The organism is Pseudomonas syringae pv. cilantro (assembly GCF_001293775.1).
Classification (GTDB): Bacteria; Pseudomonadota; Gammaproteobacteria; order Pseudomonadales; family Pseudomonadaceae; genus Aquipseudomonas; species Aquipseudomonas syringae_P.
Genome location: NZ_LGLN01000010.1, coordinates 113,264 through 135,856, shown reverse-complemented (window position 1 = coordinate 135,856; position 22,593 = coordinate 113,264). Strand labels below are relative to the sequence as shown.

Annotated in this window: 28 protein-coding genes; 3 read left to right on the top strand and 25 right to left on the bottom strand. The window is 59.4% G+C overall.

Annotated elements, in window-relative coordinates:
- Positions 1-88: 88 nt before the first annotated feature.
- On the top strand, positions 89-427 hold the full coding sequence (locus ABJ99_RS01320) for a histidine triad nucleotide-binding protein (protein ID WP_054084278.1): 339 nt from the start codon (positions 89-91) through the stop codon (positions 425-427).
- Positions 428-551: 124 nt separating this feature from the next.
- Positions 552-1,199 (top strand): 2-polyprenyl-3-methyl-6-methoxy-1,4-benzoquinone monooxygenase, encoded by a 648-nt coding sequence (gene coq7, locus ABJ99_RS01315; protein WP_054084277.1) that lies wholly within the window; start codon positions 552-554, stop codon positions 1,197-1,199.
- 60 nt (positions 1,200-1,259) lie between these two features.
- Here the strand turns inward: coq7 and speD are convergent, their stop codons facing one another.
- Positions 1,260-2,054, bottom strand: coding sequence for an adenosylmethionine decarboxylase (gene speD, locus ABJ99_RS01310; RefSeq protein ID WP_002551946.1), 795 nt, complete (start codon positions 2,052-2,054; stop codon positions 1,260-1,262).
- A 242-nt stretch (positions 2,055-2,296) separates the two neighbouring features.
- The gene (locus ABJ99_RS01305) at positions 2,297-2,719 is read right to left on the bottom strand and encodes an OsmC family protein (protein WP_024674774.1); all 423 of its coding nucleotides are present in this window, start codon (positions 2,717-2,719) and stop codon (positions 2,297-2,299) included.
- A 209-nt stretch (positions 2,720-2,928) separates the two neighbouring features.
- Here ABJ99_RS01305 and crp point away from each other — a divergent pair, with 209 nt between their 5' ends.
- Entirely contained in the window at positions 2,929-3,573 is a 645-nt protein-coding gene (gene crp / locus ABJ99_RS01300; protein WP_054084276.1) for a cAMP-activated global transcriptional regulator CRP, read from the top strand.
- Positions 3,574-3,583: 10 nt separating this feature from the next.
- On the opposite strand, the gene ABJ99_RS01295 is transcribed toward crp, so the two are convergent.
- The 23 genes from ABJ99_RS01295 to ABJ99_RS28010 form a co-directional block, all read right to left on the bottom strand.
- Positions 3,584-4,279 (bottom strand): lipoate--protein ligase family protein, encoded by a 696-nt coding sequence (locus ABJ99_RS01295; protein WP_054084275.1) that lies wholly within the window; start codon positions 4,277-4,279, stop codon positions 3,584-3,586.
- A 32-nt stretch (positions 4,280-4,311) separates the two neighbouring features.
- Entirely contained in the window at positions 4,312-5,148 is an 837-nt protein-coding gene (trpC, locus tag ABJ99_RS01290; RefSeq protein WP_054084274.1) for an indole-3-glycerol phosphate synthase TrpC, read from the bottom strand.
- Positions 5,145-6,194, bottom strand: a complete 1,050-nt coding sequence (gene trpD / locus ABJ99_RS01285; protein WP_054084273.1) for an anthranilate phosphoribosyltransferase — start codon at positions 6,192-6,194, stop codon at positions 5,145-5,147. The genes trpC and trpD overlap by 4 nt, the downstream gene beginning before the upstream one ends.
- Before the next feature lie 21 nt (positions 6,195-6,215).
- Entirely contained in the window at positions 6,216-6,815 is a 600-nt protein-coding gene (locus ABJ99_RS01280; protein ID WP_054084272.1) for an aminodeoxychorismate/anthranilate synthase component II, read from the bottom strand.
- Positions 6,816-7,222: 407 nt separating this feature from the next.
- Positions 7,223-7,732 (bottom strand): lysis system i-spanin subunit Rz, encoded by a 510-nt coding sequence (locus ABJ99_RS01275; protein ID WP_054084271.1) that lies wholly within the window; start codon positions 7,730-7,732, stop codon positions 7,223-7,225.
- The gene (locus ABJ99_RS01270; RefSeq protein WP_054084270.1) at positions 7,729-8,274 is read right to left on the bottom strand and encodes a glycoside hydrolase family 19 protein; all 546 of its coding nucleotides are present in this window, start codon (positions 8,272-8,274) and stop codon (positions 7,729-7,731) included. The genes ABJ99_RS01275 and ABJ99_RS01270 overlap by 4 nt, the downstream gene beginning before the upstream one ends.
- A gap of 113 nt (positions 8,275-8,387) precedes the next feature.
- Positions 8,388-8,930 carry a tail fiber assembly protein gene (locus ABJ99_RS01265; protein ID WP_054084269.1) on the bottom strand — a complete coding sequence of 181 codons (543 nt, stop codon included), beginning with the start codon at positions 8,928-8,930 and terminating at the stop codon, positions 8,388-8,390.
- A gap of 10 nt (positions 8,931-8,940) precedes the next feature.
- On the bottom strand, positions 8,941-10,815 hold the full coding sequence (locus ABJ99_RS01260) for a hypothetical protein (RefSeq protein ID WP_054084268.1): 1,875 nt from the start codon (positions 10,813-10,815) through the stop codon (positions 8,941-8,943).
- 10 nt (positions 10,816-10,825) lie between these two features.
- Positions 10,826-11,425 carry a YmfQ family protein gene (locus ABJ99_RS01255; RefSeq protein WP_054084267.1) on the bottom strand — a complete coding sequence of 200 codons (600 nt, stop codon included), beginning with the start codon at positions 11,423-11,425 and terminating at the stop codon, positions 10,826-10,828.
- Positions 11,413-12,453: a baseplate J/gp47 family protein gene (locus ABJ99_RS01250; protein WP_054084266.1), complete on the bottom strand. Its 1,041-nt coding sequence runs from the start codon at positions 12,451-12,453 to the stop codon at positions 11,413-11,415. Before ABJ99_RS01250 ends, ABJ99_RS01255 begins: the two co-directional genes overlap by 13 nt.
- Entirely contained in the window at positions 12,443-12,841 is a 399-nt protein-coding gene (locus ABJ99_RS01245; RefSeq protein WP_054084265.1) for a phage GP46 family protein, read from the bottom strand. The genes ABJ99_RS01250 and ABJ99_RS01245 overlap by 11 nt, the downstream gene beginning before the upstream one ends.
- Complete coding sequence (locus ABJ99_RS01240) at positions 12,838-13,350, bottom strand: phage baseplate assembly protein V (protein ID WP_054084264.1); 513 nt, start codon at positions 13,348-13,350, stop codon at positions 12,838-12,840. Before ABJ99_RS01240 ends, ABJ99_RS01245 begins: the two co-directional genes overlap by 4 nt.
- Complete coding sequence (locus ABJ99_RS01235; RefSeq protein WP_054084263.1) at positions 13,347-14,456, bottom strand: phage baseplate assembly protein; 1,110 nt, start codon at positions 14,454-14,456, stop codon at positions 13,347-13,349. Before ABJ99_RS01235 ends, ABJ99_RS01240 begins: the two co-directional genes overlap by 4 nt.
- Positions 14,457-14,459: 3 nt before the next feature.
- On the bottom strand, positions 14,460-15,929 hold the full coding sequence (locus tag ABJ99_RS01230) for a DNA circularization protein (protein ID WP_054084262.1): 1,470 nt from the start codon (positions 15,927-15,929) through the stop codon (positions 14,460-14,462).
- Entirely contained in the window at positions 15,926-18,085 is a 2,160-nt protein-coding gene (locus tag ABJ99_RS01225) for a phage tail tape measure protein (RefSeq protein WP_054084261.1), read from the bottom strand. The genes ABJ99_RS01230 and ABJ99_RS01225 overlap by 4 nt, the downstream gene beginning before the upstream one ends.
- A 130-nt stretch (positions 18,086-18,215) precedes the next feature.
- Positions 18,216-18,512 carry a phage tail assembly protein gene (locus tag ABJ99_RS01220; protein WP_054084260.1) on the bottom strand — a complete coding sequence of 99 codons (297 nt, stop codon included), beginning with the start codon at positions 18,510-18,512 and terminating at the stop codon, positions 18,216-18,218.
- On the bottom strand, positions 18,509-18,856 hold the full coding sequence (locus tag ABJ99_RS01215; RefSeq protein ID WP_054084259.1) for a phage tail tube protein: 348 nt from the start codon (positions 18,854-18,856) through the stop codon (positions 18,509-18,511). Before ABJ99_RS01215 ends, ABJ99_RS01220 begins: the two co-directional genes overlap by 4 nt.
- 61 nt (positions 18,857-18,917) lie before the next feature.
- Positions 18,918-20,414 (bottom strand): phage tail sheath subtilisin-like domain-containing protein, encoded by a 1,497-nt coding sequence (locus ABJ99_RS01210; protein WP_054084258.1) that lies wholly within the window; start codon positions 20,412-20,414, stop codon positions 18,918-18,920.
- An 18-nt stretch (positions 20,415-20,432) separates the two neighbouring features.
- Positions 20,433-20,621 carry a DUF2635 domain-containing protein gene (locus ABJ99_RS01205; RefSeq protein WP_054084257.1) on the bottom strand — a complete coding sequence of 63 codons (189 nt, stop codon included), beginning with the start codon at positions 20,619-20,621 and terminating at the stop codon, positions 20,433-20,435.
- Positions 20,618-21,208, bottom strand: a complete 591-nt coding sequence (locus ABJ99_RS01200) for a phage tail terminator protein (protein WP_054084256.1) — start codon at positions 21,206-21,208, stop codon at positions 20,618-20,620. Before ABJ99_RS01200 ends, ABJ99_RS01205 begins: the two co-directional genes overlap by 4 nt.
- A gap of 45 nt (positions 21,209-21,253) precedes the next feature.
- Entirely contained in the window at positions 21,254-21,592 is a 339-nt protein-coding gene (locus ABJ99_RS01195; protein ID WP_054084293.1) for a hypothetical protein, read from the bottom strand.
- Positions 21,573-21,962 carry a DUF3450 domain-containing protein gene (locus ABJ99_RS01190; RefSeq protein WP_054084255.1) on the bottom strand — a complete coding sequence of 130 codons (390 nt, stop codon included), beginning with the start codon at positions 21,960-21,962 and terminating at the stop codon, positions 21,573-21,575. Before ABJ99_RS01190 ends, ABJ99_RS01195 begins: the two co-directional genes overlap by 20 nt.
- 129 nt (positions 21,963-22,091) lie before the next feature.
- Positions 22,092-22,499 carry a hypothetical protein gene (locus ABJ99_RS28010; RefSeq protein WP_147461912.1) on the bottom strand — a complete coding sequence of 136 codons (408 nt, stop codon included), beginning with the start codon at positions 22,497-22,499 and terminating at the stop codon, positions 22,092-22,094.
- Positions 22,500-22,593 lie beyond the last annotated feature (94 nt).

The following is a 22,593-nucleotide window of genomic DNA, read 5'->3' as shown; positions in this document are numbered from 1 at the left end:
GTCGCTGGGCGAGCCATGTCTCGCGCAGTACACTCGGGATCACGGCAGTAAGCTGCGTCCCCCATCAACCGACAAGGAGCAAACGGCTGTGGATACTTTGTTCACCAAAATCATCAATCGGGAAATTCCGGCGAAGATCATCTACGAAGATGATCAGGTATTGGCCTTTCACGATATTGCTCCACAGGCACCCGTGCATTTTCTGGTGATCCCGAAAAAGCCGATTCGTACCCTCAATGACCTGACCGAAGAAGACAAAGGCCTGGCGGGCCACATTCTGTTCACAGCGCAACGGCTGGCCCTCGAGCTGGGGTGTGAAGACGGCTTCCGCGTGGTCATGAACTGCAATGAGTCGGGCGGCCAGACCGTCTATCACATTCACATGCACGTGCTGGGTCAGCGTCAGATGAACTGGCCACCGGGCTGATCGAGAAATCGCCACGAGAGTCACCCGACTGGCTGATCCTGAAGATCGCTGGCCGGCTGACACAGGCCCAGCCGCCCCACGCCAATTCGGGTAAACTGCCCGCATGGTTCTTCCGGAGGTGCCCATGGCTACCGAACGTCAATATTCCCCTATCGACCGTCTGTTACTGCAAGCCGACAGCGCAATGCGCACGCTGCTGCCGTCGAGCGCCCACGCACGGCGTCCGTCCCCGGCAGTCGTCCAGCCCGATCAAAAGATGAGCGAGGCAGACGCCCGGCATGTCGCAGGCATGATGCGTATCAACCATACCGGCGAGGTCTGCGCACAGGCGCTGTATCAAGGCCAGGCGCTGACCGCGAAGCTGCCCAAGGTCCGCAAGGCCATGGAGCATGCGGCCGAAGAAGAAATCGATCATCTGGTCTGGTGCGAACAGCGCATTCATCAGCTTGGCAGCCACACCAGCGTGCTGAACCCGCTGTTTTACGGTCTGTCCTTCGGGATGGGCGCAGTCGCCGGGATCATCAGCGACCGGGTCAGCCTCGGGTTCGTTGCTGCAACAGAAGATCAGGTCTGCAAACACCTGAGCGAACACCTGGAACAACTGCCGACCGAAGATGGCAAGTCCCGGGCGATTCTGGAGCAGATGCTCAGCGATGAAGAACACCACGCCGAATCCGCGCTCGAAGCAGGAGGCTTTCGCTTTCCGGCCCCGGTCAAATTCGGCATGAGTATTCTGGCCAAGGTCATGACCAAGTCCACCTATCGCATCTGAAGCAGCAAGAACGAAAAAGGCGCCTGCGAGAGGCGCCTTTTTCATATCCGAAATCCGGGTTTAAACCGCTACGTTACGGCCGTAGAAGATTTCCAGCATTTCGTGTTTGACCTTCGCGGTCACTTGTTCACGCTGTTCGGCAGACAAGTTGCTGGTGGCATCGCCAAACAGGTAGTTATCCAGTTCGAATTGCTTGAGCAGCATTTTGGTGTGGAACAGGTTTTCCTGGTACACGTTCACGTCGGTCATCTGGTAACCGTTGCGCGTGTCTTCGGAGAGGTAATTCTGGATCGAGTTGATTTCGTGATCGATGAAATGCTTCTTGCCTTCCACGTCACGGGTGAAACCGCGCACGCGATAATCGACGGTGACGATGTCCGACTCGAACTTGTGAATCAGGTAGTTCAGCGCCTTGAGCGGTGAAATGACGCCACAGGTCGACACATCGATGTCTACCCGGAACGTGGCAATACCGTCGACCGGGTGAATTTCCGGATAGGTATGCACCGTGATGTGGCTCTTGTCCAGATGGGCCAGGATGGTTTCCGGCAGTGGACCTGGCGACTCTTCGATCTGGCTTTCGGTAGGCGTCACCGGCTGCTCGGAGATCAGAATGGTCACACTGGCACCTTGTGGATCGTAATCCTGACGCGCAATGTTCAGGATATTGGCACCAATGATATCGACAACATCAGTCAGAATCCGCGTCAGGCGTTCTGCGTCGTACACACTATTGATGTACTCGACGTACGCCTGCTGGTCCTGCGGGGTTTCCGCATAGCAGATGTCGTAAATGTTGAAGCTCAAGGTCTTTGTCAGGTTATTGAACCCGTGGAGCTTGAGTTTGCTTTTCACCGTTAAAAACTCTCTATATGGGTGCGGCGCCAGCCGCGTGATCAAGCATGCCCGTCAGGTGAGCCCGGCTCATCTGCGTAGGACGGTTAACACCTCTTCGCGTTGGCGATTTTGGTTGTCTGTTCGGGCTGCCAGCAGAAAACCAATGCACGCTGCGCCCTGAAAAAGTGGCGCATTATGCAGACGTCCGAAGCCGTCTGCCAGAGTGTGCGCCGTTTTTATGATCGTTGGATGTCTGGCGCTCAGCCCAGTTCGACAATTTCATAATCGTGGGTGATCTTCACGCCGGCGTTTCCGAGCATGATCGACGCCGAGCAATACTTCTCCGCAGACAGTTCGATGGCACGTTTGACTTGCGCTTCCTTGAGGCCACGGCCTTTGACGACGAAGTGCAAATGTATCTTGGTGAACACTTTCGGATCTTCGTCCGCGCGCTCGGCCTCAAGAAAGGCTTCGCAACTTTCGATCGGCTGGCGCGACTTCTTGAGAATGCTGACCACGTCATAGTTGCTGCAGCCACCCAGGCCGATCAGCACCATTTCCATCGGACGCACGCCCAGATTGCGCCCGCCACTTTCCGGCGGGCCGTCCATGACCACCACGTGACCGCTGCCGGACTCGCCGAGGAACATGGCTTCGCCAGCCCATTGGATGCGTGCCTTCATCGCCAAGACTCCAGTGTAAAAAAGGGGGCGCCAGCTTAGCACAGCGTCAGGGCATGGCCTGAGGCGTCTGCAAAAATGCTATTCGGGGAAAACGTGTAGGAATATTCGCAAATCATGCCTTCCCGGTATTGAAAAGCTGCGGAGAACCCACCGGCAGCCGATACCTACAGGTATGCCATTTGGCCATAGTCTTATTTCGGAAGTCACGCATGGTCGCGATAACGTTTACACCCAAAACGAGCATTCTGGAGAAGCTGCTGCCGCATGCCGAACGTCGCCGTTGTGCCGCGAAAAGCAACATCATCAACGCGGGCGAACGCTCGGCCTCGTTGTTCATCATTCTCAAAGGGTCGGTCACGGTACTCATCGAGGATGACGAACGACGCGAGATGATCGTTGCCTATCTCAACAGCGGGGATTTCTTCGGTGAGCTGGGTCTGTTCGAACTGCCGGGGCATGAGTCAATGCGTAGCGCGTGGGTGCGCGCCAAAACCGAGTGCGAAGTAGCGGAGATCCCTTACGACACGTTTCGCGAGCTGGCCTGCCAGGAACCGGACATTCTCTATGCATTGGGCAGCCAGATGGCTGAACGTTTGCGCAACACCACGCGCAAGGTAGGCGATCTGGCTTTTCTGGATGTCACCGGGCGCGTGGCCCGCACCTTGCTCGACCTGTGCAAGCAGCCCGACGCCATGACGCACCCTGACGGCATGCAGATCAAGATCACCCGCCAGGAAATCGGCCGCATCGTGGGCTGTTCAAGGGAGATGGTCGGGCGTGTGCTCAAGGCTCTGGAAGAACAAAGCCTGGTCAACGTCAAAGGCAAGACCATGGTGGTCTTCGGCACGCGCTGAGAACGGGTATTCAGAGGCCGGAAAGCAGCTGCCGATAGGCCTGTGCCAGACGCGGCACAACCTCTACACCGGGAAACGCTTCATGCAGGTCAATGTGGCTGTCGGCTCGCACACGTTGTTCAAGTTCGCAGAGTTCGTTGAAGCGATTGACCGCCGCCGCCATCTGCAAGCGCTCGTCTTCCAGCAACAACGCACCGTGAGCCAACACCACCGGGCGCGTTCCGCCCTGACTCTGACGCCAGCGCTGGGCAGTTCCGACCATCTTGCGGCCATCGAGATTGACGTTGAAGCGGCCGTCGCAGAATGCGCCAGCCACCTCGCCCAATGACGCCCGGCCACCCAGTTCGGCCAGTAAATCCAGAAGCGGCTGACACAGGCGCAAATACGCGGTTTCAATCCGGTCCCGATCAGCGTCCATCCGGGGCTGCGCGTAGACCAGGGCGATATTCACGGTTGCGCGAGATTGCGGCACCGGCTCGCCACCGGTTTCCCGCAACAGTACAGGCCAGCCATTATCAGACAGGGTCTCACAGGCTTCGACAAAGCCCGGCAAACGGCTCATACGTCGCGGCATGACCAGCGCTTGATCGTTGGGTCGCCAGAGCAGCAGCCCATGATCCGCCGCACCGGCGCAGACCGACGCCAATAAATCCTGTTCGGCCTGCAAGCCTTGTTCGACACAGGTATCGATGATCGGGTCTTGCATGCCGGACCTCAGCGTAATGTTCTTCAAGACCATCAGTCGATGGATGGACCGCTCGCCGCCGGCTTGCGCTCCGGGAAGAACAGACGCTGCAATTCTGCGCCCGGCTTTTCTGCGCGCATGAATGCTTCGCCCACCAGAAACGCATACACATCACTGATTTCCATCAGCTCGACGTCGGCCCGGTTGAGAATCCCGCTTTCAGTGATCACGATGCGATCACGCGGAATACGCGGCAGCAGATCCAGCGTGGTTTCCAGACTTACGTCGAAGGTGTGAAGGTTGCGGTTGTTGACGCCCACCAATGGCGTATCGAGCGTTTTCAGCGCACGATCCAGCTCGTCGCCGTCATGCACCTCGACCAGCACATCCAGGCCGACGCTCTTGGCAACTGCGGCCAGTTCGGCCATCCGCCCGTCATCCAGTGCCGAAACAATCAGCAAAATACAGTCGGCGCCCAAAGCACGTGCTTCAACCACTTGATACGGGTCGATCATGAAATCCTTGCGGATCACCGGCAAATTGCACGCCGCACGCGCTTCTTGCAGATAGGCATCGGAACCCTGGAAGAAATCGACATCGGTCAACACCGAGAGACAAGTCGCGCCGCCCGCCTGATAACTTCTGGCGATATCAGCAGGCAGGAAGTTTTCCCGAATAACGCCTTTGCTCGGCGACGCTTTCTTGATTTCGGCAATGACCGCAGGCTGCTTCAGCTTGACCTGATTGATCATCGCTTTTGCGAAACCACGAGGTGCATCAGCCTTGGCCGCCTGCTGTTCGAGCTCGGCCAGGCTCACGATCGCGCGACGGGCCGCGACTTCTTCGGCTTTTCGGACAAGAATCTTTTCCAGTACGGTTGGCACGCTCATGCTTCGTTCTCCTGCTTGAATACCGCCGTGAAGGCACCCAACTCTTCCAGTTTTTCCCGCGCAAGGCCGGTATGCAATGCATCGTGTGCCAGCGCTACGCCCTCTTTCAAGCTTGTAGCGTGATCAGCCGCATAAAGAGCGGCGCCCGCATTGAGTAAGATCATTTCCGCCGCCTTCTGGCCGTTTTCGGTCTTGCGGCGGCCCAGCGCGTCGCGGATCAGGTCCAGCGACTGCGCAGGGCTTTCCACCGCGAGGCCATACAGGCTCTGACTCTTTATACCCAGTTCTTCCGGATGCACCCAGTATTCAGTCACTTCGCCGTTCTTCAGCTCGGCAACGAAAGTCGGCGCGGCCAGGCTGAATTCGTCCAGACCGTCCTGCGAATGCACCACCAGCACGTGGGTGCTGCCCAAACGCAGCAACACTTCGGCCAGCGGGCGGCACAGTGCCTGATTGAACACACCGACGACCTGATGACGAACGCCAGCCGGGTTGGTCAGCGGACCAAGCATGTTGAACAATGTGCGCAGCCCCAGCTCGCGGCGAGGGCCGGCAGTGTGTTTCATGGCGGTGTGATGAGACTGGGCAAACATGAAGCCAATACCGACGCTGTCAATGCAGCGTGCCACTTGAACAGGCGTCAGGTTCAGGTACACACCTGCCGCCTCCAGCAAGTCAGCGCTGCCGCTTTTGCCAGACACCGCGCGGTTGCCGTGCTTGGCTACCGTGCAGCCTGCGGCCGCAATGACAAACGCCGAAGCCGTGGACACGTTGAAAATATTCGCGCCGTCACCGCCCGTGCCGACGATGTCGACAACGCCGTCGAGGGTTTTCAGTTCGACCTTGTCGGCCAGCTCGCGCATGACCAGAACAGCACCGACGATTTCATCGATGGTCTCGCTCTTCATGCGCATGCCCATCAGAAACGAGCCAATCTGCGCTTCAGTGCACTGGCCGGTCATGATCTCACGCATGACTTCGCTCATCTCGGCAGTGGACAGGTCCAGCTGGTTGACCACGCGGTTCAACGCGTTTTTGATATTCATCGGAGTATTCATAAAAAGTCCTTAGCCCTGACGCTGGCCGCCGCTCTGTTTGAGAAAGTTGGCGAACAGTTCGTGACCTTGCTCGGTCAGGATCGACTCGGGGTGAAACTGCACACCCTCGACGTTCAATGTCTTGTGACGCAGGCCCATGATCTCGTCAACCGAACCGTCTTCCAGCGCCGTCCATGCCGTCATTTCCAGACACTCGGGCAGGGTATCGCTTTTGACCACCAGCGAGTGGTAGCGGGTTACCACCAACGGATGGTTCAAACCTGCAAACACGCCGCCGTCCCTGTGAACCACCGGGCTGGTCTTGCCGTGCATCACCTGCCGCGCGCGCACCACTTCGCCACCGAACGCCTGGCCGATGGACTGATGCCCAAGGCAAACACCCAGAATCGGCAGCTTGCCCGCGAAGTGCTTGATCACCTCCAGCGAGACACCGGCTTCGTTGGGCGTGCACGGACCGGGCGAGACCACGATGCGCTCAGGGTTCAGCGCCTCGATCTGGGCAATGGTCAGTTCGTCATTGCGGATGACTTTGACGTCTGCCCCAAGCTCACCGAGGTACTGCACGACGTTGTAGGTAAAGGAATCGTAGTTATCGATCATCAGCAACATTTTGCTATCAACCTTTTGATTTACTGACTTTTGATTCAGGCCTTCCGGATTCTGCTTCGCTCATGCGCCACTCTTCAGCCACAACGCTTGAGGTGACAACGGCAAAAACATCACAAACCGAAGGCATACAGGTACGGGTCCGGCCGGGCCGGCAAGGAAATAGTCAGGCGCGCCAACGCCAACGGGCGTGAGCCTTGATAACGCGCATCAAAAGCTTGCTGACTGTCGTCACGGGAGGGGGTCTCGTTGGTACGTTTCGGGACATTAGCGTACCGAATCGACCGGTGCAATATGAATGTACCGGGCGGGACCGATTGATGAGCCGGCAACGGCTGAAAAGAGGGCCGCACCTCCTTGCGGAGGCGGGATTGAGGCGGGGGCACGATGGCCTTTGCGGGAGGGAAACATCAGTGCGCAATCTCGCGCACGTAGGCCTGGCAGGCCTTCAAGGCGATCAATCCCTGATCGCCGTCATCGGTGATGGCGACAATTCGCCCAGCAGCCGCCGGGTCAAGTTCGCCTCGCGCGCTTCCATGAACCAGGCCGCCGGCGTCGGCGGTGGCTGGCATTTCATCATCCGCGAGGGGGTTGGCGAGAAGGACTGACAGCCGCAGATCAGCAGTGGCCAGACGGTCGCGCAAACGAGTTTGAGAGGTCTGAGCATCGCTCAATTCCTTGTGAAGGGTTGTGTCACTGTCACGCAGGCGGATTTCCAGCGCGCGCCTTTTGGCCTGTTCGGCGTTCTGCCAGTCGACGACCGCCAGCGCCGCCTGCTCACGCTCGCGCTGATAACCCTGCGCTTGCGCTGACAGTTGCAGGCCGTAACACGCCGCCTGCCACTTCCAGGCCGTCCACGTACCCAGCCCCGAACCCAGCACGAATGCCAGGATCAGGAATCGCGCATCCAGCGCTTTCATGGCAGCACCTCCAGTGCCCGCTGATACAGCACTTGCCTGTCAGCGAGACCATTGGTGCCGCCGTTGATACGGCGGGTGATCATCAGAAAGTCGCCCTTGTCTGCCAGTACGTTGAGGTTGGCCCTATCCCAGAACCACGCCGCCGACATGGCCGCGTGGTCTGGCTGTTCGAGCAGTTGCGGCTGGCGCAACAGATCCAGCCCCAGCGCCTCCCCGCACGCCTCATAGTTGGCTCGCCCCGTCACCTGAATCAGCCCGCGACCCCGATAGAGCTGGCCGTCGCCATCTGCGTCTGGCGTATTGCCCAGACGCAGCGCCAACTGCCCCGTGTCGTACATGGAGAGATAGCTGTTGCCACCCAGTTCACGCACATAGCGAAGCTGCCCGGATTCATGCCCTACCTGGGCGATGAATCCGGCGATGCGCAGCCGGGTATTGATGGCGTAGCGGGTCATGGCGGTGTTAAGCGCAGGAACAAAAACGCCGGCTTGCGGGCCGGCGTTGGGGAGGATTTTTAGCAGTTGTTGCTGGTTGATAGGCATAGTTCCTCCTGTAAGGCTTGCAGAACCAAGCTGCACCCCGAGTTGATAAAACCCTCCTGCTTAAAGCCACGTGGATTGCAGATAAAACAACGCCCCGTCAGTGCGGGGCGTTATTACTTGGGCAGTTCGTCTGCACTCACACCTGTGAACGGTGTTGGCTGTTCAATCGGCTTTACGTATACGAATGGCGACGCAGGCGGTACGGGCCAGACGAACGATTCCGGAAAGCCTGGCTGCGCATCGAGTTGGGCGAGTTGCACGCGGTACAGTCGATATGCATCAAGCTCAGCTTTTAGCGCAGGCAGGGCTTCCCGTTGAGATTCAGTGGCCAAGCCCAGTGCGACGGCGTCTTGCAAAGTATCCAGCTCGTTAGCCAATGCATTGATTTTTTCAGTAGCCCCGGCCGAATAACCGCCACGCATAATCATGACGTGTGCCATGACCATATCTTCGGTAGGCTCAAGAATCTCGCCAAACTCACCTGCGATTGCGCGATTGAAAAGATCAACACCATGTGGTTCCGGGTCATCGGCAGAGGCGGCGAAGGGCACTTCACCATACAACTCCTTGGTCTCCTCAAAGACCACCCAAAGAACGATAGATGTATGGGCCTGATCGGCCCAGCGAGGATTACGAGCACTTGATACTGTGTTCATGTGATTACCTTTATGAAACTCGTTGAAAGAGAGTACGTTCATTATTGGAAAACGCCCCATGGGCGCGCCAGGTTCCTACATTAATAATCCCAGAATTATTAGTGGTTCCGTCGCTACTGTTTGTGGAGCTATAAATCAAGTTAGCGCCCGCCACTATACCGCCCTGATTGACCGCCCCCTGAGAGTTTATGACCCGCGCAAGAGCATACGACCCAATGCCTCCAAGTCCTATCGCGACAAGTTTAGCTGTTAGATTCTGATCATTGATAATGTCACCCAGGTCAGAACTGTCTACTTGAAGGCGCAAACTCCCGGCATTGTTGTAACCAATGCGAATTCTGCTGGTAGACATATTGGGACCACCGCCCTGTTCAACAGGCGCAAAGCCCAAGCGCGGCTGCAAGTAGTACACTTGATTATCTGATAGACGGCGCATATAAGGCAGCGTCGGATCATTACCGGCTAATCCTACTGCCGATATCGAATCCGTTCCGGCAAGCTGTGCTTCGCGAGCGTCGATCTCGGCTTTTGTGTACGCATTGGTGATGCCATAAGCAGCCAATGTTGTGCCCCAGTTAGCTTTGGTGCCGGGGTCAAAGTTAGATGAATACCAAAAATTTCCAATATCAGTAACGTCGACTGTTGCTTTGAGTCCGCTGGGCGACCAGCCCATCTTTACGACCGCATTGTTCTGGCTGATACCGGTGCCCTGCTGAACCGGTGTATAGTTCAGTTTGGTCTGAAGCCAGCAGATAACTGAGTCAGCAACCCGTCGCATGTAAGGCTGCGTTAGATCACCACTGCCCAACCCCACGAAAGAGATGCTGTCAGCTAGAGCCCTTTCTGCCACCCGCGTGTCGACTTCACTTTTAGCGTACACCTCGGCCTTTGTGTAAGCATCCGAAATCCTATAGCTCGCCAGTGTAGCCCCCCAGTTGGCTTTACCTGCGGGGTCGAAGTTACCGGAGTACCAGAGGTTGCCCAAGTCAGTGACATCAACTGTCGCCTTCAAGCCTGTAGGCGACCAACCGATTTTCACCGAATTGGTTTGCTGCCCCACACCCCCCCCTTGTTGCACCGGCGCAAAACCCAGGCTCGGCTGCAGGGGAACCAAAGCCCCATCGGACTCACGGCGCATGTAAGGCGCATCAGGTTTGTTGTTAGCCAAGCCGACATAAGTGATGGAATCCCGCAAAGGCCGTTGCAGATCGCGCAAATCCGCCTCGGCTTTTGTATAGGCATCCTGAATACCGTTACCGCTGAGTGTCGTCGGGTTACTCCCCTCTTCCACCTGACCGAACTTGTTGACCTTTACGCGAGTGTAATCACCCGCTGCCACGCCACTACGTCCCAGCAAACGCTCAAACACCAGCGCCGTTGTTCCCAATACCGGAAATACCGTGTTGACCAACTGCCATACCGTCCCGGCGTTTTTCGTGCCGGCCTGCACCGGCACCAGGTGCCCGGGGTTGCATTCGTTACTTTCGTTCGCATCCTGCGCGCGGGTCCAGGCGCCTGCCGCAGCCACATAAATCCAGTTCTGCGACGCAGTGTCCTGATTCTTGACCAGCACGCGGTCGCCCGTGACCAGTACGACGTCATCAATGGTCTGCAGGCCGCTCAGGCCGATCGACACCGTCGTGGCGCAGCGCACGGCCTTTTTATAATCAGACGCGGCGAGGCCCAGAATAGCCCGATGCAACTGGGTGACATCCGCCTCATTGGGCACCAGGCCGGCACCCTGGATGACGTTCAAAATCTCCTGCGTCACCGAGTTCCCCCAGGCTGCAGGGATCAGCGAGCCGGGCGTGCCGGTGGCCGGGTTTTCATCTACAAATTTGCCGCTGACCAAGCCTACGCTTGGCACACTCTTGGGATAATCCACATTGTGTTCCTCAGTTGAAGTTAACGAATTCGACGCTGTGCGCCGGTGCTGCTCGACGAATCAAACACTCGATCGCGGTGCCAGGGTTGACCCCGAATCGCTCGCCCCAGTAGCTGGCCCCGAAGCGCCGCCCCAGCCGCTGGCGGCCGCCGGTGTTCAGGGTCCACATGAATTGCGCGTTCCAGGTGCCGAAGTGCGCCAGGCCAAAACGCGAACGCCCCATACGGGGCGCTCGGTGTTCGGTCACGGTGGCGTCGGGGTAGCCCTGGCTGATGGCAATGTCGATGTAGAACGCTGCGTTCTGCCCTCCCACTGCCACTAGCCGCTGGCGCACAGACAGGCGCCGGTCGGCGAACAGGGGTTTGAGCCCCAGACACGGGTCAGGCAGGTTCATGACCCGCTCCCAATCCGGCACCAGCTCACTGACGGTGGCAGGGTCCATCTCGTTGAGCAGGTCGAACGCGCGCCCGTCGATGCGCGCAAACTCGCGGGACAGACCGGTGATGACTTGCTGCAATTGCGGCACGCGCTCCGGGTCCCAGGCGGGGCCGGGAGGCAGCAGCGCTTGAAGTTGCCCGGCGTAGTGCTCGGCGGTTCTTATGACGACCATTGGATGCCCCCGAACGTGAGCAACTGATTGGCCGCCGCCGTGACGTTGGCGACCGGCGAAACCAGCACATGATCGGTTTCGCCTGCAGCCCGGCTGATGGCTTCGGCGATGTGCGTCAGCAGCAGGGTTTCGCCCAGTCCGCCCTCGCGGTTGTGCAGGTCCAGCAACTGGGCCTCGACCGCCGCGCGCACCGCCGAGGTATCGGGTGTCAGTCTGATGGTGTAGACCACCGGCTTCTGCACCGGCGCCAGCACGTACACCTCGGCAGTCACCGGTCGCAGCGGCTCTAGATAGGCAGCCATTTCAGCCAGTTGGCCGGCGTCGGGGATCGGATTGACATCATCGTCACGCATGAAGAACACCGCGACGGTGCCTGGCCCCAAGTAACGACGCACGCACCAGGCACGCGTTACGCCCGGCAGTTCCAGCGCCCAGGTCACGTAATCGTCCTGATTGCCGCCATGCGGAATGACGCGATAAGAGCGCACCACGCGCGCGCGCAACGACTCGATGCTTTCCTGCGCGATGCCACCCGCCAGACCGTCGCCGACCACGATGAACGTACTGTCGATGCCTTCGATCGGCTGCACCGCCGTCATCGCCAGGCCAGCATCGGCGTTACCGAGAATGCCTGCATCCACTGCTTCGACCGTGGTTGTGTTGTTGCCCGCGACCGTGGTGACGCCTTTGGTCACTCGGAAGAAGCGTCCGTCGCTGAATTGCAAAACGGTGTCCACATCCAGCACAGCCCCGGCCGCAGCGGTAAAGCGCACCGAACCGCTGGCGGCCTGCGCGACCTTGCGTGGTTGGCGCAAGCGCAGGATGGCTTGCCGTTCGAGGGTGTCCTCGTCGGCGGTGTCCGGCAGAATCTGGTCGGCGATCCAGTCCTGATAGCCGTACAGCCCATAGGCTGCACCGCTGTGTGCGCGCGACAGTACCCGAGCATCGGACTGGCGCAGCGCTTCGTCGGCGAGGTCGACCTGGGTTCGGTTGATCAGCGCCGGTAACGTAGGCGTTTCAAACGGCATAAATCACCTGCCACTGTTCAGAGGGGTTGAAGCGTACGACCTGACCGTCGGAGACGACCAGCTCGACGCCCAGGTTCAGGCGATTGCTCTGAACCTGTTCGGTAAGGATGTTGATGTGCGTGACCTGACCATCGTCGATCAGCCAGGCGAGCGCTTCGCGCGCATAGAACTCGGCGTCACGCTGGGTCTGGGCAGTAAGCCGGACCCGACGCAGCAGCCACAGCCTGGAGCCGATGCGGTCATTGGCCTGCGCCGGGTAGGTGTCGCCCCACCAGCCAAAGCGTTCGGCATCGTCGAACGGATCGTCGGTTTCGGCGCGACGCCAGATGAACAGGCTGATGACCACCGAGCGCAGCAACGAAGCCTGCAAAGAGCCTTCGATAATCATCCGGCACCTCCGACGGGCGGCCCGCTCTGGCCATTACCGCCCTGCACGTTGCCATGCAGATGGCTGATCTGGCTGATGCCTCCAGCGAGTTGATCGCCCTGAGACACGATCTTTCCGGTCTGGGTGATTTGCGGCGTGTCGAAATTCACCGCCACGGCTGCCTTGATGTTCAAGGTGCCGGTTTCGATGTCGATGACTTTGCCGCGCTTGAGGTGAAGCTTGTCGCCCTCGTCGGTGTAGATCGCCACTTCGCCCGACTCCAGGCCCTTGAGGCGATAGCGTCGGTCGGCCACCACCAGCAGCAGACCGTGTGACCGGTCACCCCCGATAAAGGCGGCGATGCCCTCGGCGCCAGCCAACGGGTTGCTGGTAAAGCCGTAAGGCTCGAAATGCTCCATGTCGTCCTTGACCTCCCCGGCGGTGAGGCGCATTTGCAGCGCCTGCATTTTGCTGCTGGCCTTGGCGAGCACCACCGTGCCGCGCACCAGCATGCGATTGAGTAAGCTCATGCGTTTGTTTCCTCATCGATAGGCAGCAGCCAGGAGTAAGCGTCCTGATTGAGCTGCACTTTGCTGTGCTTGTTGGGGTCACCGGGCTCGGCCTGGAAGCCCTCAGGCGGACCGACCACCAGCGTGGTGGTGGTGCCCTGGTCAGTCAGCGAGTAGGTCACGGCTGAAATCAGCATGTTCCTGCGCAGGCCGATGACCGGATCAACCACCTGCACCATCGTGTTGTGCCGCCAGAGCGCGCCGTTGGACTGCCGCCAGCCCTGCACTTTGTAGGTGGTGAGCAGCGCTTTGCCTGCCCGCTGACCGCGCTCCCAATTGGCGCGGCTCAGGGCAAGCCGGGGTGTGATCGGCGCATCCTCATGAATGATCAGCACGCGCAGGCGCTCTTTATTCCTGTCATCGGTAACGACCGCTGACACCTCCGCCGCTTCCTTGCCGAACGTCTTGTCATTACCGGTCTGCTGACCAATGACCCGGTATTCGGAAAAAAGCCCGGAAAAATCCCTCGTGATGATGGCGCTCAACACGTTCTTGCCGAGTTCCAGCGCGTCTGCGGTCTGCCCTCGACTGCCCGGCCTTGCCAGCACCACATTGCCGAACTCGTCATCGGTGGAAAAAATCCGGAACAGGGTCAACAGCCGGTCGATGGACTTGAACACGCTTTCGGCAGGCTCAATGGTGTGATCGGCCATTTTCGAGGTTTCCGGGATTTCGCTGATTACCGACAACGCATAGGGAGCAGCCAGCGCCTGAACGATCTTCAGCACCCCGACCTCTTTCCACTGGCTGGGCTTGTTGATGGCCGCGCAGTCGATAAGATCGGCGGTTTTCGAGCGACCGGAAATCTTCAGCGTGACCTGCTTGCCGTCATAGCTGATCGGCGCGGCAAATACCCAGCCGGTCAGAATCAATTCGCCGCCGATACGCACTTCGCAGGCAGCGCCGGGCATGATCGGATGCGCGACTTCAGTGCCCGGCCACTGCCAGGTAATGCTCACTTCAAAGCTGCGTGCCTGACGCTCGATCCCGGCAGAGATTTCCACCGACTTCCAACCGGCATAGTCGTGATCGCCAACCGTCAGGGTGACAACATCAGGGTCGATCATGGGTCACTCCTGAGCGATTTTAAGCGTGCCGGGCGGCACGAAACCCGGGTGGGCCAACCGGTTGCGCTGGACGATTTCCTGCCCCCGGCTGGCATCACCGAAACGACGATAGGCCAGCACCAGCGCAGGCAGCGGTTCGGACACCTGCATGTCCACCAGACGCACACCAGACGCTGCCACCGCGTTGAGGTGCCGGACCAATGCCTGTCGCAAAGTGTTCAGCGCCAGGTAATGTTCGGGGTCGGCTTTCAGCGACGCTTCCCAGATGGCCGAACTCAATGTGTCCCGCAGCTCGATCACATCATCGGCCACCGGCACATCCACACGTTGCAGCGCTTGCGTCACCTGCTGATCCAGCGACGGCACCACCGTCAGCGGCGTGACCTTCGCCGCCACCGGCATGCTCGCGACGATTCTCGCCACTTTGACCAACAGTGCATCCTGAACCAGATTCGCAGTGGCCTGAGCCGTCACGCCGGTGTCCAGCCCGCTGCCCTGGTTGACCAGATTGATACTGGACACTGCCTCCGCCTGTTGGGTGGCCTCGGAAATAACCGACCGGTAAGGAACCGTTTCAACAGAGGACCCTCCGCCGTTAATGGCCGTCCGGGATGCCTGACGGGTGGACGTGCTGCCCGATCCGGACGCCGAGCCGCTGGAAGCGCCGCTGACATTGCTGCCACTCGCGGAGCCGCCTGAACCAGAGGCGCTACCACCACCGGAACTGCCGCCGACAGCGCTGCCAGCACTCGTTCCGATACTCGCCCCGCCGATATTGCTGCTGCCGTCAGTTCTTCCAGATCGACGCCTGTCGCCGTCAAAGCTGGCGAAGAACGTGGAAAACAACGTGCTCACCGTCAGCGGCGCATTGACCAGCGAATGCACCAACGCAGTGACATCCGAATAGATCGTCATGAACGGCGCGAACTGCCGCTGAATAGTGGCAAACACCCCGGACAGCGCGCTTCGCAACGCCTGAATGTTGATACGCACGGCATCCACAGTCGCCATGACCGAGCGGTAACGACGAAGCGCCGAGTCCAGCAGGCTCTCGGACGCGCCCAGCAACTGCCGTCGGGTGTTGAGCGTCGACACAGGAAACTTGAGCGGGTTGGCCGGATAGAACATCAGATCCAGCTTGACCAGCCCGCCTTCGCTCAGAGTGTGCGTAACACTGCACTGCCCGACCTGTACCGGCATGCGCCCCAACCACGGATGCACCAGCTCGCCCGCCCCTTCCTGCTCCAGCGCCTGAAGCAGCTTGTCTCGTTGTTCAAAACAGTCGCGACCGACAATGAAGGCCGTCAGCGTGTGAACCTGCGACTGCTTGCCCAGCGACTCGAAATACGGCTCGTCGCGTTGTGGAAACTCATGCAATTGCCCCTTGCGGCCCACCGGAACGACGGCTTTTTCAATGAAAAAACCGACGCCCCGGAAAGACGCTGGCAGCAGGCTGTCACGCCATGTACTCATGATCCGGCTCCTGCGCCGAGGGTTCGATAACCGACGTTTGGCGATATCGTCAAACCCGGCTGGTTGGTCTGTACTTGTCCCGGACGCATGCCGGGCGGTGCGTTTTCAAAGCGGATATTGAGTTCGCCTTCAAGCCGCGAACCGGCCCCCGAAGTGCCCTGTTGCAACAACAGGTTGCCGGGGGCCGGAAAGTTCGGCGCGCCGAGCAATTGACTGGTCGGCGGCACGCCGGTCGCCAGGTTGAGCTGCTGCTGTTGCGAGCGGCTGGTCTCGACAGCGTTGGCAGCCAGAAACGCCCCGGTCCCGCCGCCTGGCCCTGCATTGCGTACCCGTTGTTCTTCAGAGAACTGATTGACCTTTTCGGTAGCGCTTTTCAGCAGGGACTTATCTCCGTCGCCACCAAACCAGCTCATGATCGGCTCGATGAACGGCTTGATGTCCGCCCACAAATCCGCGAACCAGGTTTTGATCGGCTGCCATTTCTCGATAACCATGCCCAGCGGCGAAAAACTGAACAGTGTTGCCAGCACCTCGGCAAACGGCAGTGCCTCGGCCTTGATGATTTCCCACAACCCGGTGAAGTACTCGGAGACTGGCTGCCAATTGGTCACGAGCATGCCCAATGGCGACCAGGCGAACAGCGTCTGCAGGAAGTCGAAAAACGGCGTCGCCAGCGCTTTGATCACATCCCAAAGCGCTGCAAAGAACTCGGACAACGGCTGCCAGTTGGCCACGATCAAGCCGAGCGGCGTCCAGGCAAACACCGCCTTGAGTACATCCCACAGCGCCATGGCCGGCCCGCGAATCGCCTCCCACACGGCCTGAAAATTAGGCGCGACGGTCGACCAGTTGGCGATCAGAAAACCTGCCGCCAGCGCAAGGCCGCGTACGATAAGGCCCAGCGGCGACATGCCCATTACCGCACTCAGCAGTCGGGCTGCACCTGTTGCAGCGATAACGGCAACTTGCAAGACGCCGAACGCAATAGCCGCGCCCACCACACCCTTGATCACGCCAGGGTGCTCGGCCGCCAGTGCAGCGACCTGAGAAATCATCGGCCCGATCACGGCCATTGCTTCGTTCATCGCAGGCAGAAACATACTGCCGATATTGATGCCCAGACGATCGACACGGTTGGTCATCTCTTTGATGGCGGTCGCCGTGGTCTGGGAGTTGTCGGCGAATTCCTTCTCGATGGTGCCGCTGTTCTGCACACCCTCGCCGACCTTGGCCAGGTTGGACTTGAGCACGTCAAGGTTGGCCAGCAGCGGTGTGATCGCCCCCAGCGATTCGGCGCCGAACAGTTGCGTGATGACATCCGACTGTTTGCCTGGGTCAACACTGGAAACCGCCGTCAGGACCTTTTCAATGGTCCCGGACGGGTCGCTCTGCATGCCCTGGGTCAGCTGATTGGCGTCGAGTTGCAACGCCTCGAATGCCCCGGCTTTCGCCGCGCCGCCTTCGGTCAACGACTGCATGAATCGCTTCATGCCGCTGGCCGCCACATCGGCCGGCACATCGACGCTGGCCAGGGTGGCGCCCATCGCCGCCAGTTGACCGGACGCCAGCCCCGCAACCGGCCCGAGCGGGCCCATTGCAGTAACCATGGTGGCGATTTTCTTTTCCAGGTTGTTGCCGCCAAGCACGTTGATCTTCTCGGACAGCGCCGCGACTTGCGGTTGAGTCATCTGGAACGAAGATCGCCATGAGGCCATCATGTCGCCCGACTCGGCCGCCGTCTGATCGAAGGCGACACCCATTTTCACGGCGTCGCTGGCAAACCCGGTCAGTTCTTCGCGCGGTACATTGGCCTTGGCACCGGCGGCAACAATCGCCGCGATGCCGTTGGCGCTTTCCGGCAACCGTTCACTGAGGTCCAGAATGTCGGCCCCCATCTGCTGGAACTGCTGCGGTGTTTCAAAGCTGACCGAGCGTTTCACGCCGGCCATGCTGGTCTCGAAACCGATCGCCGCCTTTACCCCGGCAATCAAGGGCTCTGCTAACGCATTGCTCTTGATCATCTCACCGACCTTGACGTCTCCCAGGCCAGAGCTTTCAAGCCTGGCCTGGAAACCATCAACGTTGGTGCGAATCGTTGCCAGCGTTGGAGACAGCTTGTCGACGCCGGTAATCAGCGTCTTGATAGTGTCTGCCATCACTCCCCCTGCAGGATCTGGTTGATGCGTTGCGCCTGCAAGATCGATTCGGTGATGACGTCCAGCTCCCTGGACATCATCAGTTCGGGATCGGTCTTCCAGAAGTACGCGAGGTCGTAAACGACGGCGATCAGGCCTTCAAGGTCGCTGATGCCGCTGCCATGAAAAAACTCGCAACCTTCCAGCTCAACGTGTTGATGTCGCACAGATCCATCTGATTGACCGACGAGGGCGGGATCCCGGCGCAGACGGCGATGTACTTCGCCGCCACGTCCAGGTCCAGCGACACGTCTTCGTTCTTGTCGATCTTGTACGGCAGGGCCTTGATGGCTCGCGCTTCCTGTGCCGTAGGGCGTCGGAACGTCACCTGCGAAAGGCTTTCCCCGTGAGCTTCGATCGGGCTGGCAAGGTCGATGATTTCACTCATTGCCAGCTCCCCTGACTGCCTTCGAATTTGAAATCGATGGCGCCGTCATCTGCCTTGCTGACCGGCTCATCGACCAGGTAAGCGCCGGACAGCACGTAGGTCTTGCCGTTGCTGAATTCACAGGTGATGGTCATGTCCACACCGGTGGTGAGCAGCTTGATCGGCAGGTCTGCGGTATGCAGCGCCTGAAATTTCAACCAGGCCGCCTTGTCGACTTCCTTGTAGTAGCCCGGCACGACCGTATCGCGCTTGACGTTCGTCAGAGGGGCTTCGCCGCCGCCAATGATGGTCAATTGGGTGCCATCCACTTTGATGTAGCAGGTACCCGCAACTTTCTGACCCATGTTGTTTATCTCCAGAATGAAAAAACCCGCACGCGGCGGGCTTGAAAAGGGTGGGTGAGGCTTATGCCGCTTCGTCGTACTGCAAGCGGAACTGATTGAGCAGCGCGAACACGCGCAGGCCATTGATGTAATCAGGCGGGAACATCACGTTCACGCGGCTCGGATCGTTGCCATCACGCTCGACGATCAGGTGCTGGGCGAACACTTCGGCGTTCTCCACATGACCTTCTTCCTCAAGGCGGGCGTACTGCGCAATCAACTCGCCACGAATGGTGCTCGGCGTGATGATCGGCTGACCGGCACCGAAGCGCGTGCCATCGCTGGCCAGCTTGTGGCGACCGTACTTGCTGGTGATGATGCCTTGCAGACGACGAATGATGAACGCCGACTGGTGCATGGTTTCGCTGTCCAGGTACGAGTTGTCAGCCTGGCCGTAAGCGTTCTTCTGATAGGTGGTGATCGAGCGCTGAATACGCACGTAGCCGCCTTCGTAGTACGCCGTCGCGATGCCGTAACGCAGCAGCGATTCACGCTCGGTCAGGGTGAAACGCTGACTGGCGGGCGCCGGGTCCAGGCCGGGCATGGTGCCGCTCTGGGTCGGACGGCTGGCGTCGGCAGAAATGAACACTGCGGTGCGCGCAGCCAGTGCAGCGGCTTGCAGCCAGACCGGTTGCGGAACGCCGGTTTCCACACCTTGAATGGTGATGTGCTGATCGTTGCGCAGTTGGCCTGCAGCCACCAGCGTACCGACCGTACCGCGCTTGGCGCTGTACACATGGCCGTACAATTGACGGGCCCAGCTCCAGCGACCAGTGCTGTCGTCCATCGCCGCTTTCCAGGCATCCAGGGTGCTGGTGTCGGTCCACGGCATGCACAGAAACTCGAACGGTTCGTCGCCCAGCGCAGCCAGTGCCTTGAGCTGATCAGGCGTACCCACGCCACCGGTCATTGCCGTCACTGCGGCAGTCAGGCCGGCTGGAATGACTTCGCCGCTGGTTTTGCCCAGGCGGTTGAATTCCAGATGAATGTCGTTGCCGCTGGCCCCGCTCCATTTGCAGGAAAGGGTCAGCACACCGGCCTCGACGGCCGCGGTGATCGGCAGGTCAGGCGTAGCATTGATTTTTACCGACAGCGCGCTTGCAGCTTGCGCAGCGGTCGCACCATTGACGACAGTTGCCTGAACGCGCACACCGCCGACATACAGGTTCAGCAAACCCGGCTCGGTCGCAGCGCCTGTCAGGGTGACGGTTGCAGCGGCCTTGACGCCTTCGGTGTTGAGCAGTGGCAGGCACCAGACTTCACCGGTCGGATCAGCCTTGCGCCAGATCTCGTACATCGCGGCCAGCATCGAGCCCTGACCGCCGATGTTCTTTGCCAGCGCCACGCTGGGCACCAGCACCAGAGAGCCGAGCTCAGGGCCGGACACGTCGTCGTTGACCTGAGCAACGATCAGGCGACGCATGCTCGCCGACGCGCTGTTGGCGGCCGAGTTGTCCATCTCCGCATAAAACAGCGGCACGCGGACGTCGGATGGAATGTTGTTAAAACTGATAGCCATTATTGGGCTTCCTCTTGGTTAGGCTGTGAAGGCCTGATAGGTGATAGGGGTTTGCTCGGTCTGAACGGTGACGTCGCCGTCGTTGTGACGACGCTGCCACCAGGCATTGAAGGTGACCTGCCGACCTTCGGCGGGCAGCAAATCGCCCGCCTCCGGATCCGGCACAGCGCGGCCTTCGGCCGGTATTACAGTGATGCGTTGGGTCATGGTGTTACCTCTGCGATGAACTTCGCTTCGATACGGCCATCAGGGCCGGGGGATTTCAGATTCGGGTCTGCGGGATCGACGCAGTCCATCTCGAGGGTCGCGCCGGTAAAGCCCGGCAAACCATCCAGATACGCTTCGTGCCAGGTTTCGGCGGGCTGATCCGAGGTGCTGCGGCCCAGCTGAAACTGCGCGGCAAAACCGAAGCGATACGTCACACGTGCGCCGCTGATCTGCACCAGCGCACCGCCGGTGTACTGCATCGCGTCGTAATCGCGGTCAGCGTTCCAGCCCACCAGCGCGCGCCAGAGCTCGGCGCGAATGGCATGCAACTGATCGCTGGCCTGCTGACCTCGTTTGTCGTCACCTTCAAGCACGACCACGATGTCGATCTGGTCAGTAATGTTCTGGCGAATGACGTTTTGCAGGTCATTGGCCGTGGCCACATCGCCGCTGGCAATGACATAGGCCGAGGGATGCGCAAGCTGATCGACAAGGGCAGCCGCAGCCCAGTCGATGCCAGCGCTGATGCGACCGGCAAAGGTCGGGCAGGTCGCCTGCAAATGGGCAACTATCGGGGTGATCTTCATAAGGGTTTCCGCGTGTGTTGAAGGTTGTTCGGGCGTGAGCAATGTCTATTGGTTCGCCTTGCCCAGCGCCTCATCCGCCTTGTCCGCAGCGCGACTGGCAGCATGCGCAGCCTGGCTGGCGATTGACGCAGCGGTCTCGACCTTGTCTGCCGCCTGAGTTGTGGTTTCGGCCAGCCTGTCGAGACGGCGATCACGTTTGCCGAGGGCTGCGTCATAGGCCGCGCGAATCTCGGCCAGTTGCCGGGTGTGCTCAGCGTTGGCCGACCATTGCCCGGCCTGAAACCCGAGCGTCAGACACCCGACAAGCAGCAGCACGGCGATCACCCAGATCTCCAGCTGCCGCCACCAGTGACGAGCGATAAAATCAATTGCGCGTCTGTGCATCATTGACACCTCCGAGCTTGGAGCGGAGCCGGGCAATTTCCGCACTCTGCGTGGTGACCTTGTCGGTAAGTTGAACGATATGGCTGGTGAGGGCCTCAATCTTGCCCTCCATCCGGCCAACCGCTGCCGCGAGTTCATTACGCTCCCTGGCGAACTGATCGGACCGCGCTTCCGCCTCCTTGCGTGCCTGCCGCTCGGAGTCGAGCAGTTCATTGAGGCGACGCACCGTGCCGATATCGGCGCTGTCCATCGCCCGGTCTGTTGCATCCCTTGAAAGAAACTTGCGCAGCCACAAAAAGCCGCCAAGCAGAATGGTGCCCGTTCCGCCCAGCCAGGTGACTGTGCCTGGGCCTAGGTCGGTGGGGTCCATGGGTACTCCAGATACGAAAAAGTCCCGGCAAATGCCGAGGCCTGAGATAGCCGTGCGTGTCATATCCGTGTTCAACCGCACGGAAAGCAGGAACTTGGGCTCGAGAAAAAGAGCGCCTGAAATCAGACGCTAGCCCAAATTTTTCCTTTTTGAAAACAAGGAATAAGCGCCGAGGGTCGATATCAGTGATAACAAGCAGGCGAAGATTCCAGTCAATGAATCCAACGCGTAACCAGCGCTTACCAACGTGGCGAGACAGGTCGAGAGCAGCATAGGCGCGAAAAGAACGAGTCGAATCACCCTCCCCATTCTGCCGTCACTGGAGGTGAACCACTCTAATAATTTTCCGGCCGCAGCCAGGAGAAAAGAGAGGGCTCCAAATCCAACAAGCACAACGAAGTAAATAGCCACCGGTGGCAGCCCATAGGTATCAGAAGGCTGTAGCGGATTTTCACTGCCCCCCCTGATTGATAAGCCTAAAACACCTAGAGCGACTGGAAATGATAAAAAAACAAAATTCCTGCGTAACGCAGCCATTGTCAATCCTATGGAAAAAGGTCCGAACGAGTAGAAAAACAGTACACACCTGCCTGTCTTTTTTACAGATCAGTCAACGCTGGCTACGCCACTG